Here is a 16,906-nt window from a genome sequence, read left to right as displayed (position 1 = left end):
TTATATACTAATAATGATTTTCGCGCTTTCTGTTTATTAGGTTTTACTCTCATTAAGTAAAAAAAAACTTATTCGCACATAAGAACATAGCAACTTCACGAAAGTCTGGAAGAATTTTCTTATCAATGATTAAAAAAAAGATGTTAAAACATGAAGGTGATTTTAAGGAACTTCATCACTCAGCGAATATTAAGATCTATTTTAATAAATCTAAAATCATTTTGGAATTAAAAAATCATGGAATTAAGAATAAGGTGTATCTTTCAGATGTTTTTTCATTTTGAAATTCTTTGCCATTTTTTTCCAACCTAAATTACCTATAGAAGTATACATTTTTTTTGGCATTAAAGGTAATGATACAGTCCTTAAGATATGTTCAGGAATTTCCTCGCCTTTATTTATATATTCTGCCACAATTTTCAATGATTGAGATAACTTTTTTACAGGTGCACCTAATTGGTTAATATTCCGGCCATTAAAAAAACCACCCATACCAATTGCTAATCCCCCTAACCATTTCCACTGAATTCGAGATGAAAACTGCTTACAAATGGAGATAGCAACATAATTATGTTCACTTTCAGGAAATCCACAATTTATTATTGAAACAAATTTTGATTTTTTATTATTATCTTGAATAGATATTATTTCTCGATGTTCTTGGTATTTCTCCATAAATCGAACAACTACAGCAGGAAGACAGTCAACATAAAGAGGACTGGAAAGAATAACTAAATCTGCATGATCTAATTTCGAAAAAAGAGCTTCCATTTTTTCTGTTCTGTCAATTGTTTTGTAAAGAAATTCAATTTCAATCTCGACTCCATAATCATGAAGAGCATCTGTTATAAATGACCCCAGAGACATTGAAGCACTTTTTGTTTTTTTCGGACTTCCTATCAATAAAACTGCATTTCGATGGATTTTGTGATTTGAATTGTGAATAATATTGTAATCTGAATTGTTTTGTGAAATCATTTTACTGAAACCTCTTGATTATTTAATCTCATGATTGAAGAGAGACTTTTGCTTAATTTATTCATGAATTCGTTTATATCTGTTCCCATTACATAAATATGTGCTTGTGTAAATGGAGAATAGAAATTAATTGAATTTCGTTTAAGTAATTTTAAAAAAACCTGTTGTTCAATAAGATCATTATCTGACATCTGAGATTGTTTTTGATACCCAATTCCTAAGAGAGAAGGATACTTATTATATTGTTTTTTGTGATGAACTTCATTTTTTACTTTTGTAAAGAATGGAGAAATTAAGCAGATTTGTCGATCTAATGCCTTTTTTAGCAGTGAAGAATAACCACCAAACGTAATAGGAGTGAAATATATTAAAAGATCGCTTTGGATTATTTTTTTTGCGATTTCTTCAGCATCATCTTTAATTATACATTTTCCTGGAGTTTTAACCCAACAATAGAAGCATCCATTACAATAAGCAATATTTTTATCCTTTAAATGCATAATTTGAAGATCTATGGACAAAGAATTAAGATATTCAACCAAAGAATTGAAAAATTGCTGTTGTGAGTGTTCATTCAAAGCGCTCCCATTCAAAAGAAGAACGTTCATAATATGGTTGATTTATGTTAATATATATAAAAAAGGTATTGAAACCAATTGCTATCAATAGTAAAATCGATACTTTCATTGTGAATGAAGTGATATTACTTTTTGGACACGAATTTTGAAAATTCTTGCAAAAATGATTGAAAATACGATGAAAATGGAAAAAATTGTCACAATAAATATGGATGACATTTTTCAATTTAGTCTTTTTTAGATTTCTTTCTATATGCAATGAATAGAATTATTTCTTGATTTTTTCATTCATTTTCATATTGAAATAAATCTTGTATTTATATACCTTTTTAAATTTTAATTAAGTTAATTAATATGGAGATGGCTGAATTCGATATTAAACATTTGATTAAAATCCTTCCAAAATTAATAAAGGAAAATGATGAAATTAAAGGGGCAATCATTACTGCATTATCAGGAGTAATTGCAACACGGGAGGACATCAAAGATTTAATAGAAGAAATGGATAAAAGATTTGAAGCGATGGACAAAAGATTTGAAGCAATGGATAAAAGATTTGAAGCAATGGACAAAAGATTTGAAGCGATGCAAATACAGATAAATAAGCGATTTGAAGCCATAGATAAAAGATTCGAAAATATGGAGATACAGATGAATGAACGATTTAAAGCCATGCAAAAACAAATAGACAAACGCTTTAAAACTGTTGATAATAATTTTGCGTTAGTATTTCGTCGGTTAGATGAAATAAGCATTGGAGCAGATGTTTCTTTTGAATTATTTTGTAAAAATGTAATAAAATCTCTGCTTAAAGCTGAGAATATTGATGTTCCATTTATCGAATCTGGTCGACATTTCTCTGATCCAAATCATCATGTTTTTAAAGATACTACAGATGTTGAAATCGATCTATTTTGTCCCGAACCTCCGATCATTGGCGAAGTTACATATAAAATAACCGATCCCACCAAGATGGAAAAAATAATTCGAAAAATTGAATTCATGGAAAAGGAAATTTTTAAAAAAACAGCTCGAAGATATTTATGCACTCTTGAAATTTCTAAAGAATGCTATAGTGAAATATACACAATTGCTCAAAAACACCAGATTAAAATAATCTCGAAGGAAATAATAACCTAAAAAAAAATCAATAATTTTCTTATTTTTTCAAAAATCCTTCTTTTCTAATAACTATAACTCCAAATATATCTATGATATTCTGATAAGAATTCCATCAAAATGCGAATCAAAAGATAAAATATACTGTGCGGTTAGTTTCTTTCCTAAATAAATTAAAGAAGCATCAACAAAGCTCAATTGCCTCTTTGAAGATGAAAATTTTTGAATTGTTTCACAAATTTGTTGATAATCGTGTTGTGTTGGATAGATTATTTGAAAAAATTTCTTTTTCCCCCAAAAAAGTTCATCCAATTCTTTAAATAAATGCGTATTTCCTTGTGAACGATACATTAAAAGAGTATAGGTTTCATTAATTACTAAGACATTTGTAAGAATTAAAGAAAATTGATCCCAATTAGTTGTTTGTAAAATTTCAAGAGCTCGATCATGACGAGAATCATCAATATCAGTCAAAGCATAAAAAAAATTAGTATCGATTAAAATTTTCATTTATGGCTATTATCTCCCATATATTAATTCATCATCACTTAAATCAGGATGAGCATATCCAGATTTAATCGAAGAATTTCGTATTAGTTCGATAATTTCATCTGTTGGTCTCATTGTATCAAACATAGTCCGTAAAAAATCATCAAATTGTTCATCTGAATATGAAATGCACTTATCTAGCAAATCTTGTTGCGAAATTTTCTTTTCCAAATGTAAAGTAATTTTAGCTTGTAGCTTATCGAGGCGCATTTTATCAGATAATTTTACATTAGCCATAATTATAGGTAGAAAATTCTACTAATTATACTTTTCTATTTTTCTTATCGTTCGTGTAAAATTATAATTTTTCAAAAAGAAGGATACTTACAGGAAAAGATTCCGACTCAGTTTGACAAAATAGGTAAATATGTGCATCAGACATCCAAATAGGTCTGATTTTTTCTTTTATTGATATTTTACTTGTCGAGAGTTTTGAATATTTACAAATAATATCGTTTGACTAAGAACCTTGAAGAGTTATATAGGAAAAGTGCTGAAAAAACAGAGGCACTAAAAAAAAAAAAGTTTTCAGGATTGATGAAACCATCCTATTTCAGATTCTGCCTCAGATCCTCCATAAGCACCTAAATCGGGATTTCCATCAGTAGAATTACCTGCATTTTTTTAATGAAGATGAATCAATTAAATGATATTCGCTATTTAATATATAAATGAATTGATTTTCTGAGTATGTAAAACTCGCACCAACACCACATTTTGACCAAAAAGAGTAGTTATATTATCAAAATTAAAATAACCATTCACCACATTACCCATTTTATTATACGCTTTATTTTACAAGTATTTAGTAGTATCGACCATGTAATTTCTATTTTGAATAGGGATATTGGAGATTGAAAATTGTTGTTGAATTCTAATGTTCAATTTTTATTTAAAAAGAAAAGAAAACAATCATTCAGATAAATGTACGATAAAAATTTAAAATTAGTAATAATACTTTTTTTTTCATTAACTCCAAAACTGATGTATAACGAAAGAAAAAATGAAAAAATATAAAAAAGTGTCAATATTAGCAGTTTGTTCTCTTAGTAAAAAATCACTTGCCACATTTCATATTAAAAATACTCCTGCCATTGAAGAAAGAAATTTAAAAAAAACAGTATATATGATCGATTGGAATAAAATTACAGATCGATTTAATAGTAAATACTTCTATACCATGAAGATTGCAGTTTCATTTGCTCAGATTTATGGAAGTTATAGAAAGGTATTTACTACTGATTCAAATTACGATGATGGAATAAACGATAAAGATTATCATAACATTGCTAGTTTTAAAGGCGGAACAACAAATCTTGTAAATATTATAATATATGATGGTGGAGAAAATTGTAATTATACATCAGATTATTGTTATGCTCCAAATTTATCTGAATCAAGATCTGAATTAAAAGTTTATGTAAAGCTTAGGACATCGTGTAGTTACCAATATGTAATTCATATTTTTGGTGGAAGTCTTAAATATGATTTATGTATACTTTGCAATATTTCTTTGATGAATATTCTGGTGCTTTAACAATTCGTTATATGGTTATTTTATATTAATTTAGAAATTATAAAGGGAAAATTTAACAATGAAAAAAAAAATTAGGACTTTTTTGTTTATTTCGTTCCTATTTCTTATGTTCCTAAATAAATCTCCAACATCTACAGAATTGGACTCTGATTTATCAAATTTACTCATCTATACGACAGATATCTCAGGTGATGCTCCAGATGAACTAAAAAGTTCTACATTAAGTGTTTTTCGAAATATAAATATCTCTTTTTATGAATATGGTATAATATTAAACAATGATTTTGAAAATATATTTCATACAATCCAATTAGTTCCTTCAAGTTCGCAATCTATTTCTGAAATAATGGAAATAATGTTAACAGGTGGATATGGCGAAATAGACCATGTTTCAATAGGAGAAGTAAATATCTCGAATTATTTATACTGGAATTTTTCACAATTCAATAATGATTTCATAAAATTCAGTTCTCATAGATTTAAGCAATTTCTTAATAATTCAATAATGATCCAATATGATCCATCAAAAATGAAATATATTGAATATTATTCCAGAGAGAATGGAGTTGTTGAACAAGTTATAGTAAATTGTAAGACAAATTTTACTGAATCAATCAGAATTAAAATAATCAATACTGAATTTGATTCAAAATATATCAATTCTTGGAACTTTGATGAATCATACTTGGGAATTCGTCAAAAAGAAAATTTCAACAATAATTACTCGAGTCTAGATTTAGATAATGATTTTTTCAAATGGTTTCTTCTCATCGCTGGAATTGGTGCAATTGGATGGGTTTTATTATTTATATATTCGATAAAAAAAAGGAATATTTAATTAAAAATGATGAACTTAAAACAAATATTAATACGACTAAAATCAAAAAAAACAAAAATCAGAAATATCTCTTTTTCTATAGGTATTTTGATATTTTTGTTTATGATTAATTTATCGCTAGACTCTTTTGTATCTCCCAAAAGATTGTTCAATACATTCAATTCAATGTCTATTGACAGCGATCTTCAAAAAGATTATCAATACCTTGCATATTTTTCAGGTCGAACTTCCACAAGTGAGATTTTACAAGATTTTGATCATGAAATTGACCAAATATGTAAAAACAATTATAAATTTAATCAAGAAGAATCCAACAGCGTTCTTTTTTTATTTAATAATATAAAACTTAATGATTCGGCTTCTGCTTATTATATTGGAGTTGAAGATGAAATATTCAATAAGATAAATATTTATCAGAAAAATTCAGATTATTTATTTCTAAATATTTCTCAAAACGATACTGAAAATCCACCCAATAATCTTTCCTTTAAGATAAAAATAGAAGATAATAGTAAAATTTTTGAAATTGAGAACATTACTCAAATATTTACAAACGATCTTTTTAACTATTCAAAATCTTTTGCGAATTTCTTAATTAATGATACTATTTTAATGGGGGATAATTTATTTTCTGTAATTATAACTAAAATATCAACTTATGAATATGATTTAGCTTCAATAATGATCACTAATCCAAGTTTTCAATATCATTTTGCTGGATATCAAGAAATATATAATATCGAAAAATATTTGGATGTAATCTGGTCGAAAAATGCAAATAAACGCCTTTTTGCTTATTTTCTTGAAATTCAATCAAATTTTGAAGAAAAATATACAGATCTTAATATTCAGGTCGAAAATTCCGATGTTGAATCCAGTATAATATCTTCTGAATTCTTTATTAATATTACATACTTTATTTTAAGAATAATTCAAATTATTGTATTTGTTTTTCCTTTATTGTACCTCTTTATTATTGTTTTACAGTATTACACAATCGATAAAGATTTTGAGCAAAATGAAATTCTAAGAGGACAAAAACGCATCGAAAGAATAATTAACTATTTTGTTGAGATGTTAATAATAATTTTAAGTAGTGCGATTATTTCCTTGATATTATTGTTTTCTTATATGAAATTTGAAAATAGGATTTTCTCTTCACCATATGAATTTGAATTTAAATATTACATTATTTCTTTTTCAATTCCAATAGTTACACTATTGTCTGGGTTATTTATTTCTGAATTTATGATAAACAAATCATTGAAAAGTGATATTGATTTTGATGATTCTTTGAAAACCTTATTATTCACAATGCAAAAACCAATTAAAATCTCGATTCTAATAATTGTGTTATTGTTATCTACATTTCTTCTACTTGAAGAAAATGATATAATTATAATATCTATTATCATTGGAATAGGCGTAATAATTACTCTTTGTACAATAATATCGTTATTTTTTAAATATATGACATCAATTATCCAAAAATTAATCCAAATTATTCATGTTAAGAAAAATAAAAACCCAAGTAAGACTTTTCTGTTATTTTCTTTCTGGAAAAAATACTCTTTTAAAAAAATATTCGTAATTTCTTTAATAGTCTTAAGTTTCATTACCATCAATGTTGGATCAACCATACTCGTAAATATATATAGAACAAATACGATGTGGAATCTTGGTTCAACAATTTCGGTATCTTGTGATGCAAAAAACTCCAGCGATTTTGAAAATTATTTAAATAGTAATCAACAAAACCTTGGATTAAGGAATTATGTTTCCTACATTTCAATAATAACAGATTTCAATACCACAGGTTCAATTTATACTTCAGAATACAAACTTATGGGAATCGATTATCAAGATTGGATTGATTTCTATGGAAAAAAAGAAGTACTAAATTTACTTGAATCAAACGAACCCGACGCTTCATTGATAATGTCTGAAGATAGTTCTATATTATTAAGTTATGGTTATAAAGGAATAGGATATGATCTTAAAGATAAATTCTTTATTCCATATTATAACTCCTCTGAAGAAGAAATTGAAATTTTAGTATATAATGTTAGCGCATTTGTAAAAAATTGGCCTATTTATACAGAATATCCATCAAAACTTAATGAAATTCAATCAGAAAATAGTTATTTCTGCATAATTCAAAAAGATATTCTAATCGAATTATTAAACACATCCATGATTAATTATAAAGAAACATTTCTGCTAGACGTTGAAAATAGTAAAATAAATGAAACTAGTTCCTTGATTTCAAAAGAATTTTCATCTTTTGAAGTCTATTCTGTTGATCTCTCAGGATTTATTGGAGTTGAACAATTACAGTCCAGTTTACTATTTCAAATATTTCAATTTTGTATAATTTTCGGAAGTTTGGCATTATATTTCGATTATATTAATGTTTCATCTGTATCTAAACGAAAATCAATTATCCTCGCTCAATTTGGTTTAGTATCTGATTATAGGAAGATTTTAAGAAATACTTTGATTCTTGAATGGATGATTTTTATGTTATCATATCTTTTTAGCTTATTGGTTGCATATTTAATTGTAAATTATGCAGTTTTATTAATTTCTGGAATATCCATTACATATATTGGTTTAATGCTTAAGAATACACTCTTTTTAGCATTTCTCTTATCTTGCAGCCTTATTTTGTATCAATATTTAGAATATCGAAAATTTGCTAAATTAAAAATTAGAGATTTATTTAGATATCCGGAGTAGAGCATCAATGGCACAATTAAAATCAGTATCAAATTCGGTGTTAGAAGAAGAAAAAAAGAGAGATAATTCTTTGATAATTAAGGATTTAACAAAGATTTTTCCTCATCCTTCAGATCCTGATACAAAAATCCCATTATTTGCAGGTGTAAGCTTGACTTTTAGTCCGCACCAATTAAATTTTCTTATGGGTGCTTCAGGATCGGGAAAAACCACGTTTCTACGAATGATTTTAGGAATATCTCCCGTGTCTGCTGGAGAAATTTATTTCCATCATTTTTCTATTCATAAAATATTTCGAATGAAATACTCCGCAAGATCGGAATTTTGGTCAAATATTGGCTATGTAAATCAATTTCCGGCAAAAACACTATGCCTTAATCTCACCATTAAAGAGAATTTATCACTATATCAAAATTTAGGAAAAAAGAATAAGAGTAATGACTATAACCAAATGGAATATGCAGAATATCTGAAATTTTTCAATCTTTCTTTAGATTTAAATACTTCAGTTAATTCCATGTCAGGAGGAGAAATCCAGCGGTTAAATCTGGCTTGTATCTTGATAAAAAAACCTAAATTAGTACTGTGTGATGAACCCACTTCCCAACTGGATGAAGAGAATAAATATAATATAATTAATATACTGGAGAAATATCGAGAAAAAAATAATGCTTGTGTATTAATTACAACTCATAATAAAGCGATTACGCAGAATCATAAAATATATTTAATAAAAAACGGTAAAATTAGCCAATCTTAATTTAATTTGAAGAATAATGAAAAAAAAAGGAATGGGAATAAGAAGTTGGAAAATAATCAATTAACAGAAAAAAAAATAGAAGAATATTCTGCACCAATTAGATTGGAAGAAGTCAGTTTTTCTTACAATGATAATAATGAAAATAAATTTATTCTAAAAAACCTCACCTGGTCTGTCAATCGTGGTGACTTCAACCTTATTTTTGGACCATCTGGATCAGGAAAAACAACTTTCCTTTATTTATTAGGAGGGTTGCTATTACCTACTAATGGAAAAATATATCTATTTAATAACCAAATTTTTCATAAAGGTTCATTTCATCAATACCACTTAAGAAAAAAAATCGGTTTTATTTTTCAAAATATATATCTGCCTGATATGTTTAAAGTAAACGAATATATGAAGTTTGTCTCAAACCTTTACGAATTACCGATTAATGAAATTGATCAAAATATAATTACTACTTCTAAAAAATTGAAAATAGAGCATTTACTAGATAAGAAAACAACTCAACTAAGTGGTGGGGAAAGAAAAAGTGTTGCATTAGCATTAATACATATTTGTAAAAATCCCCTAATTTTACTAGACGAACCAACTGGGTCTATTGATTATAATGCTAAACAAACCTTTTGGGAATCATTAAGGGAATTAAATAAGATGGGAACAACGATTGTGGCAGTTTCCCACGATAAAGAAATTTTCAAATATGCTAAAAAAATATTCATCCTTAAAGATGGAAATCTAAAAGAATTTCCAAAAAATGCATAAATGAAATATATCTTAAGATTTTAGAATTTTAAATCCAAAAATTGGTGAATAGATTTAAAGAATCTCAAGAGAAAAAATAAGAATAGTAGATATGACATTTACTGGAAGAAAGATTTACTTTTGTTTCAACTTGTTTTCAACCACTATTAATTGATTCTTTTTTAAATTTTAATGAATATTCGTAATAACACCATCGTGTACCACTCTGAACACAAGTTCATCTTTCATTTGCCTAATTACTAATTCTTGATTTATCAATATTATAATCAACTGCGAATCTGACAATAAATATGGTAAAATAATTGAAATCAATGAAATTGCTAGGACCTTTTAGTACAGCAAACTTTGGCGTATGCCATCAAATAAATCTCTTTCTACTTGTTTGTTGATAAAAAATGACTCAACCCCTCCTTGTTCTTTAAGAAATAAAATTAAATTTTCAATATGATCAAAATGGGTTTGTGTGACGCTTAAATAAAAATCTTCAATAATTTTTTTTTCTGGAATCCCAATAATTAGGTAAAGCAATGCAATTATCATACCTGTCCTGTCAGTTCCTGCCACACAATGAAGAACTATGTTTTTTTTTTCAGCATTTTGGATCAATTGAAAAACTTGGATCACTTGAGAATAATTACTTTCTAATGAGATCAAATAATTTTCTTCCAAATGCAAAGGTATGTGATAATATGCTACAGAATAATCATTTTGATTGAATATTTGAGAATCATATGGATCTTCTTTAATTTCAGCGTTAGAACGCAAATCTATTACAATTTGAATATTTTGAGAAATGAAAAATTGGAATACTTCATCAGGATTATATCGAGTTAATGTACTACTCCTGTATAATTTCTTGGATTTTATTTTAGGTTCTTGGAGAGATTTACGACCAAAATCCCTAAATTTATAAAAGGGAGGATATTTTTTTTTTATTTCACAGTTAAAATCTTGAATCTGCTTTACTGGAATTGAAAATGGTATAGAAGTTTTTCTAATAAGATCGTAAAAAGCAGTAAATAATTTATCAATTTTAACTCTCATCTCAAATGGATTTATGGTACTACTTGATTCTTGTAAAATTCCAACATATTTTTGGAATTTCGGATTGATAATTAGTGCTTTATTCATTAAATTTTTTAAAGCATAAAGATGATCTTTTCCACCTGATTCAATATAGAAAAGTGTTGCTAACTTATAAAAACATAGATTCTGCAATAAATAAGCGCGATAGAGATCTCCTCGATTAAATGGGGTAAAAAAACTCTCATAATAGTTGAGAAATTTTCTAGCTTCAATATCGAATTTTTTATTTCTTTGAAATGGTTTTTGTAAAGCAATTTGATTTTCCAAATAGGGTAATAATCGCCCATCTTTATCCAAATAAACTGCTTTTTTGGGATTTTTAATACGACTTTCTAAAAAAAATAAGCTAAATTGTTCATTCTGAGCTAATGCTTCAAAATTTCGAATCAAATGTAATTCCACCTTGATCAAATTTATAGGGAGATATATTATCCAAAGAGCCTCTTTAAGATTATGAGTGCCCATTTCATAAGGGATATAATTGTAAAACGAGAGATTCCCAAAGATCTCTTTGAAAGAGTGCACAGGATTTTCCGAAAAATCACTCCATTCTAAAGAATTATCTCCAAACAGATATAGATCAATATCAGAATATAGATCGAGGTCATCGCGCGCTGCAGAACCTAAAACAGCCATTTCTCGAATGTAATTTCGTGATTGAAAATAGTTTTTAATTTGGGTGATGGCATCTTTAATTATATATGACATTCTTGTTTTCTCCGATTTGGTTAATTTTTCATCAGATAGGTTGATTTTCTAATAATTGTTGATGAAATTTTGTGATTTTTTTCCATATTTCAACAAAAAAACGGTTATAAAGAGACGAATTAAGGGTTTCGCGTGGTAATGGCTGAGAATTATCAAAATATAGAATCATATGCGGAATTGAAGCAATTTCCCAAAAATGATCCATATTGTCTTGCAGAAGCTCATTACTATTAAGAATAATTAGCTTTTCGACTGAAATTGGAAAGGGATAGGGAACTTGATCAAAATGGGCGGTGTTATAAATTCTCTTAAGACACTGCTCGGGAGTTGAGGCAATATTTACAATAACATAGGGATTATTGGTAAATTCAAGTGCATATCGAACAGCATGTTTATGGACTCCCACTCCGCTGAATTCTAAAACGCAATGTTCATCGTTCTGAACATATCGGAGAAATTGTGAATATGCATCATATTCTCCCGCCACTGTTCCATCAGCGATTGCCATCCGAATGGCGTCGATGGAATAAATGGGGTAATTAGAAAACTTTGAGATCCACTTTGCAATTAAAGATTTTCCCGAACCGATATTCCCGATAAGAATTACTTTAAGACAAATTTTAGCCCTTATACAATTAGTTCTTAAATTCATATTTTATCATGTTCTCCTTGTATTTGGTTATTATGTTCGTTCAATGGATGATTTCACACATCTCACAATCCTACATTTTTCTCTTCAGCGATCTAACCGATCTAGGATCAAGTAATTCTGTTTGAAATTGACAAAATATTTTCAAAGTAATGGTTGAACTGTTAACACGGTCATTAACCCCAATCTTTCCGAAGTTTCGAGTTTTAATCCACATTTTCCAAATAAAAATTCATATTCTCTAAGGGTTCGCTCTTTTCCTCCCGTAATTGCAATTAAATTTAATGTAAGAAATACCCCTATATCATATTGAGGATTTTCGGGTGGAACTAGCTCAATGATGTAGATTTTTCCACCCGCTTTCAAAACATTACGACAATTGCTAAGAAGTTTAATTACTTTCTGATCATCCCAATCATGAAGTACGCGACTTAAAAAGATGGCATCCACAAATCCTTGCTGATTCTCTTCCAAATTAGGCGAGTATTTTAAAAGTTCATGCAAATTATTAAAGAAATCTCCGGTAATTAATTGAACCCTGTTTTGTCGAAGTAATTGACTAAGATAACTTTTAGCAGAATTAACGCCTTCTTCTAAATCAATTAAAATACCTCGTGTATCAGGATATTTCAAAAGCAATTTTCTTAAAAGCACCCCTTTTCCTCCCCCCACATCTAAGATTATCGGAGATTTTTGATGCTTTTCTCTGGTTTTATTATTACGAGAATGATGTGTACAAAGAGGGATATCAAGAATGGAAAAAGGAAATTTTTCAACTATACGGGCGTAATCTCTTTCAGCATAATGAGCCATTGCAGAATGATAAAGCACCGCTTTTTCAGGATGATGATTGATCCATGTAAAAAATTCTTCTTTATAGAATAATTCAAATGCCGATCGATATTGTTTTTTGGGCATTTTGCTTTTCTCGCCATTGTTCACAGTATTTGCATAGTGTTTTTGTAAAAAAGGCGCCAAATAATTCCATGCATGATAATGTTCTTCACCAAAAACTAAACAAGAAGCATATAAAGAATTGGGATGATCTTTTATAAGTAATTCACCTTTTTTAGATAGAAAATAGTTTTCCCCAGATTTCAAGAGTAATCTTAAAATTATCAAGGCATAAAGAATTTTTACGCAATATTTTTCTTCAATTTGACATATGTCGGAGATTTGATCGAGTTTCTTTGGACCATTCGATAAATATTCAAAAATACCCAATTTAACCGCAGCTACTACGGTTTGTTGTTTCCAATAATGTGTAAATAAAGTCTGTAATTTCTGGTAGTTCCGATCAGGATCAATTTCGGCATTAAATATGGTTTTTACCAAAGTTCCCGATTCATCAATTATACATGATGTTCCTTCAAATGTAACAACGCGAGCATAACCATTGTAAAAGGGTTCCACAAGTTGATATCGCTCCGTATATATCGGTTCTCCTTTCAGATTAATATGGCACCATCCCCATTCATCTTGAGCCTGTGCAAATCCTTTATGAAAATTATCGAGATCATAGTATCTTGACTCATATAAAGGAACCCCCTTTTGGTTGATATGAATTGCGAGCCCATTGTCCAATCGGGCTACCGCTATTCCATATTTAAAATCACCTACATATGCAAAAGTTGTTGTATAGATTTTTCTACCTTCAAGATCGATATGAAAAAATCGATCATTCATATCTCTTACCGCACAAAGTTTCTCTTGAAAGTTGCCAACCCATCGATAATTGTCCTGATATACCCGCAGACCTTGAAGATCTATGTGAAACCATTTCCCGTTCTTCACCACAGCAGCACGATCATAATAATATCCAAAAGACCGATCGAAGCGATGTGGATATAAATCTTCACCAGTAGTAGTAATATGGAACGCACCTGTATGATCTTCAACTGCAGCTACTCCAGGAGGGTGAAAACTGAGCACCTTAATGAATCTTCGAGAATATGCAGGGTTGCCATCCTCGTATTCATGAAGTGTTTGATCTTGTGCAATGAAAAGATTTTTATAATTTATTTCGGTTTTATGAGTTATTTCTCCCTTTTTTGATGTCATATTCATACACCTTTATAGGTAGTTTTAATTGCATATAGCACCATATTTGATTTTATGAGCGGGCCGTCTTAAAACGCATGACTGACAAATTGATTTGGTTTTGTAATGTTTTTGTAACCGTTCTAAAGAGTCTTGCAACCACAATACCATAAAATCATTATCTCTTACTGAACCCCAAATTCCCAACGATTTACGTAGATTATCTGGTGCACAACAAATATTAAATGTTCCATCCCATGCTATCCATGCCTCCCTTCTTAAAAAAGGGCATTCCCATTCGAAAGGAATCTCGCTACTTTGTTCAAATTCTATAGTAAAAATATTATCCAACACTAACTCTTTTGCTTTATTTGGAAAAGGTTTGAAAGAGCCATTTGGTTTATTGGACTGAGCAGTGTTTAATAAATCGTCCCTTTTCCGAAAAGCTTCTTTTACAATTTCGTTCCATCTATTAATTGCATCGCCATTTCTCAACATTGACTGGTCTTCCATTTCGGGATATAATACCCAAAGATGATGCCCTTTTATTCGATCAACGCCTAAATTATACGCAAATTCAACCATTTGCGGAAGTTCTGCATAATTTTGTTCCATAAACGTCATTTGAAGAGTTATACGGCAATAATGCCCAGTAGTTTTATATAATTCATTTCGAATCTTGATAAAATCTTGGAGATCTGCTAAGCGTTTGGTAAATTTAGACCCAATCATGATTTTTTCTTGAATTTCTGGTGTAGGACTATTCCAGGAAATCTTCACATCACTTGCGACTGGAATAATTAAATTTGCCCATTCAGCAGCTGATCTTTTTGGAAATGTCCCATTGGTAGTTAAATTTAATGCTACGCCGGTTTCATGACATAAATCGATTATACGCTCAAAATCATCATACAACAACGGCTCGCCCATCGTTGAAGGAATAATTTCTTCTAATCCAAAGGGCAGTGCATTCCACACAACTTTTTCAATCATTTCATACTTCATTCTTCTTTGATTTCCTTTTTTTACCCTTTCTCGGTGGTTTTTTCGGTTGTATTTACTAAAACCTTCACACATAATGCACGAGAGATTGCAATCATCAGGATTTGTATCAAATGTGATTCGCCACGGGCCAGTTCCCATATCACTTACAGTAATCCGTCCCTGTTGACTATTATTTAGATGAATAAAAAGTTGTTGAATAAATCGAGCATCAGATTCAATGGAGTGAACTTTAGGATGCGCTTTTCCGAGAATTTCAATTTGATTTGGATGTTGGATCAGATAAAACATCTTTTCTGCAAGATCTGCAGCATCTCCTTGAGAAAAAAGAAGTCCATTTACATGATTTGTTATTAATTCTGCCATTCCTCCTTTATTTGAAGTGATTACGGGAATTCTTGCTTGGAAAGCTTCGTGAATTACTAAAGGAGAATTTTCATACCAAATAGAAGGAACGATCAACACATCGCATTGTTCAAACACACAGGCAACATCCCCATTTGAATATTTTCCCATGAATTGAATGTGAGAATTGTGCTTAACTTTTGATATTAATTCCTTGTAATAATCATCGAATTTTGCATGGCGTGAAGCATTAATGTTTAACCGAACGCTTAATTCTTGATTAATGGATTTGATTTGATTATTTTTGATATTTTTGTATAATGTTTCTTGTAAAATCTCGAACGCATCTATCAAAATATCCAATCCTTTTGAAGGAATCGCGGTACCACAGTATCCAAAAACGATTTCACGCCGTTTTCTTCGGTTTTTGCGAGGATCCATTGAAAAATTTTCAAAATACTTAAGATTGAATCCATAATCTCGGTAAACACATTTCTTTGGATCTAAGCCAAACTTGATAAAAAGATTACGAAGGAATATAGACGGGGCAATGAAGAGATCGACAAGTGAAAAAATCTCTCGAATCTTTTTTTCGCGATTCCTTAACAAAATCAAACAATTCTCCCTTGAGCGTATTTTTCCTTTCTGTGTATATTTTGCTTGAATACATCGAATACAACGGTTAATATCCGGAGGCTCACAAATTTGACGATCTCTTCCCAGAAACTGCCCCCGGGGACACAAAAGCCAATAGTCATGAAGGGTAAAAATGATAATTACACCAAATGACTTGGCAATTGAAACTAAACTAAGTGAAAGATGATTCAAATGGCCAAAATAGACAAAGTGAGGTTTAAATTGACTTAATATTTGCCGAAAATGCTCATCCACCTTTGGTTGTTCATGAAGTTTTGTAAACTCTAATTCATCAGGTTCTTGAATGATATAATGTAATATTCCTTCTTTCTCTACGCTTTTCATGTATCTTGGAACATTCTGCAAAGTTCGATAAAAAATGCGTATGTTAAAATAATTTTTCAGTATATTAGCCAAATTGTAGGTATAAACTTCAGATCCAGCCTCATGCTCAGGTGGAAAGCCATGATGCACAATTAAAAGTCGCGCAAGTATGTCATTTTGAATCATTTTCTATTTTCCTTTTTTCTACAGTATTATTTAGTTTTTTTAGAACATTTATTTGGGGTTTCAG

At 29.4% G+C, this 16,906-nt stretch carries 14 protein-coding genes; 6 read left to right on the top strand and 8 right to left on the bottom strand.

From position 1 onward, the window contains the following. Positions 1 to 243: 243 nt before the first annotated feature. Both ACXLDF_RS07850 and ACXLDF_RS07845 read right to left on the bottom strand, forming a co-directional pair. A complete protein-coding gene (locus tag ACXLDF_RS07850) occupies positions 244 to 978 on the bottom strand; it encodes a flavodoxin family protein (protein WP_457557955.1) in 735 nt (244 codons plus the stop codon). Next, complete coding sequence (locus tag ACXLDF_RS07845) at positions 975 to 1,586, bottom strand: flavodoxin family protein (RefSeq protein ID WP_457557954.1); 612 nt, start codon at positions 1,584 to 1,586, stop codon at positions 975 to 977. Before ACXLDF_RS07845 ends, ACXLDF_RS07850 begins: the two co-directional genes overlap by 4 nt. Before the next feature lie 330 nt (positions 1,587 to 1,916). On the opposite strand from ACXLDF_RS07845, the gene ACXLDF_RS07840 reads away from it, so the two are divergent. Continuing rightward, the gene (locus ACXLDF_RS07840) at positions 1,917 to 2,696 is read left to right on the top strand and encodes a coiled-coil domain-containing protein (RefSeq protein WP_457557953.1); all 780 of its coding nucleotides are present in this window, start codon (positions 1,917 to 1,919) and stop codon (positions 2,694 to 2,696) included. Between the two features lie 69 nt (positions 2,697 to 2,765). Here ACXLDF_RS07840 and ACXLDF_RS07835 read toward each other — a convergent pair whose 3' ends face one another. Beyond that, positions 2,766 to 3,185, bottom strand: coding sequence for a type II toxin-antitoxin system VapC family toxin (locus tag ACXLDF_RS07835; RefSeq protein ID WP_457557952.1), 420 nt, complete (start codon positions 3,183 to 3,185; stop codon positions 2,766 to 2,768). A gap of 9 nt (positions 3,186 to 3,194) precedes the next feature. After that, complete coding sequence (locus ACXLDF_RS07830) at positions 3,195 to 3,461, bottom strand: hypothetical protein (RefSeq protein WP_457557951.1); 267 nt, start codon at positions 3,459 to 3,461, stop codon at positions 3,195 to 3,197. A 766-nt stretch (positions 3,462 to 4,227) separates the two neighbouring features. Here ACXLDF_RS07830 and ACXLDF_RS07825 point away from each other — a divergent pair. From ACXLDF_RS07825 to ACXLDF_RS07805, 5 genes are all read left to right on the top strand, one after another. Continuing rightward, positions 4,228 to 4,761, top strand: a complete 534-nt coding sequence (locus ACXLDF_RS07825; protein ID WP_457557950.1) for a hypothetical protein — start codon at positions 4,228 to 4,230, stop codon at positions 4,759 to 4,761. A gap of 106 nt (positions 4,762 to 4,867) precedes the next feature. After that, positions 4,868 to 5,599, top strand: a complete 732-nt coding sequence (locus ACXLDF_RS07820) for a hypothetical protein (protein ID WP_457557949.1) — start codon at positions 4,868 to 4,870, stop codon at positions 5,597 to 5,599. A 165-nt stretch (positions 5,600 to 5,764) separates the two neighbouring features. Next, the gene (locus tag ACXLDF_RS07815; RefSeq protein ID WP_457557948.1) at positions 5,765 to 8,338 is read left to right on the top strand and encodes a hypothetical protein; all 2,574 of its coding nucleotides are present in this window, start codon (positions 5,765 to 5,767) and stop codon (positions 8,336 to 8,338) included. A gap of 7 nt (positions 8,339 to 8,345) precedes the next feature. Then, positions 8,346 to 9,098, top strand: a complete 753-nt coding sequence (locus tag ACXLDF_RS07810; protein WP_457557947.1) for an ATP-binding cassette domain-containing protein — start codon at positions 8,346 to 8,348, stop codon at positions 9,096 to 9,098. Between the two features lie 45 nt (positions 9,099 to 9,143). Continuing rightward, on the top strand, positions 9,144 to 9,866 hold the full coding sequence (locus ACXLDF_RS07805; RefSeq protein WP_457557946.1) for an ATP-binding cassette domain-containing protein: 723 nt from the start codon (positions 9,144 to 9,146) through the stop codon (positions 9,864 to 9,866). A gap of 330 nt (positions 9,867 to 10,196) precedes the next feature. Here ACXLDF_RS07805 and ACXLDF_RS07800 read toward each other — a convergent pair whose 3' ends face one another. The 4 genes from ACXLDF_RS07800 to ACXLDF_RS07785 form a co-directional block, all read right to left on the bottom strand. Further along, positions 10,197 to 11,660 (bottom strand): tyrosine-protein phosphatase, encoded by a 1,464-nt coding sequence (locus tag ACXLDF_RS07800; protein ID WP_457557945.1) that lies wholly within the window; start codon positions 11,658 to 11,660, stop codon positions 10,197 to 10,199. A gap of 31 nt (positions 11,661 to 11,691) precedes the next feature. Then, positions 11,692 to 12,312, bottom strand: a complete 621-nt coding sequence (locus tag ACXLDF_RS07795; RefSeq protein WP_457557944.1) for a P-loop nucleotide/nucleoside kinase family protein — start codon at positions 12,310 to 12,312, stop codon at positions 11,692 to 11,694. A 141-nt stretch (positions 12,313 to 12,453) separates the two neighbouring features. Continuing rightward, on the bottom strand, positions 12,454 to 14,370 hold the full coding sequence (locus tag ACXLDF_RS07790) for a methyltransferase (protein WP_457557943.1): 1,917 nt from the start codon (positions 14,368 to 14,370) through the stop codon (positions 12,454 to 12,456). A 24-nt stretch (positions 14,371 to 14,394) separates the two neighbouring features. After that, positions 14,395 to 16,842: a glycosyltransferase gene (locus tag ACXLDF_RS07785; protein WP_457557942.1), complete on the bottom strand. Its 2,448-nt coding sequence runs from the start codon at positions 16,840 to 16,842 to the stop codon at positions 14,395 to 14,397. Positions 16,843 to 16,906: the final 64 nt, after the last annotated feature.

The sequence above is a fragment of the Candidatus Harpocratesius sp. genome, assembly GCF_054039255.1.
Note: the sequence above shows the minus strand (reverse complement) of the source record. Positions and strands in the feature narration are given on the sequence as shown.

Excerpts from the sequence above, each read along its gene's own strand:
- ACXLDF_RS07850 (WP_457557955.1), bottom strand. The coding sequence starts at position 978 with ATGATTTCACAAAACAATTCAGATTACAATATTATTCACAATTCAAAT.
- ACXLDF_RS07845 (WP_457557954.1), bottom strand. The coding sequence starts at position 1,586 with ATGAACGTTCTTCTTTTGAATGGGAGCGCTTTGAATGAACACTCACAA.
- ACXLDF_RS07840 (WP_457557953.1), top strand. The coding sequence starts at position 1,917 with ATGGCTGAATTCGATATTAAACATTTGATTAAAATCCTTCCAAAATTA.
- ACXLDF_RS07835 (WP_457557952.1), bottom strand. The coding sequence starts at position 3,185 with ATGAAAATTTTAATCGATACTAATTTTTTTTATGCTTTGACTGATATT.
- ACXLDF_RS07830 (WP_457557951.1), bottom strand. The coding sequence starts at position 3,461 with ATGGCTAATGTAAAATTATCTGATAAAATGCGCCTCGATAAGCTACAA.
- ACXLDF_RS07825 (WP_457557950.1), top strand. The coding sequence starts at position 4,228 with ATGAAAAAATATAAAAAAGTGTCAATATTAGCAGTTTGTTCTCTTAGT.
- ACXLDF_RS07820 (WP_457557949.1), top strand. The coding sequence starts at position 4,868 with ATGTTCCTAAATAAATCTCCAACATCTACAGAATTGGACTCTGATTTA.
- ACXLDF_RS07815 (WP_457557948.1), top strand. The coding sequence starts at position 5,765 with ATGTCTATTGACAGCGATCTTCAAAAAGATTATCAATACCTTGCATAT.
- ACXLDF_RS07810 (WP_457557947.1), top strand. The coding sequence starts at position 8,346 with ATGGCACAATTAAAATCAGTATCAAATTCGGTGTTAGAAGAAGAAAAA.
- ACXLDF_RS07800 (WP_457557945.1), bottom strand. The coding sequence starts at position 11,660 with ATGTCATATATAATTAAAGATGCCATCACCCAAATTAAAAACTATTTT.
- ACXLDF_RS07795 (WP_457557944.1), bottom strand. The coding sequence starts at position 12,312 with ATGAATTTAAGAACTAATTGTATAAGGGCTAAAATTTGTCTTAAAGTA.
- ACXLDF_RS07790 (WP_457557943.1), bottom strand. The coding sequence starts at position 14,370 with ATGACATCAAAAAAGGGAGAAATAACTCATAAAACCGAAATAAATTAT.
- ACXLDF_RS07785 (WP_457557942.1), bottom strand. The coding sequence starts at position 16,842 with ATGATTCAAAATGACATACTTGCGCGACTTTTAATTGTGCATCATGGC.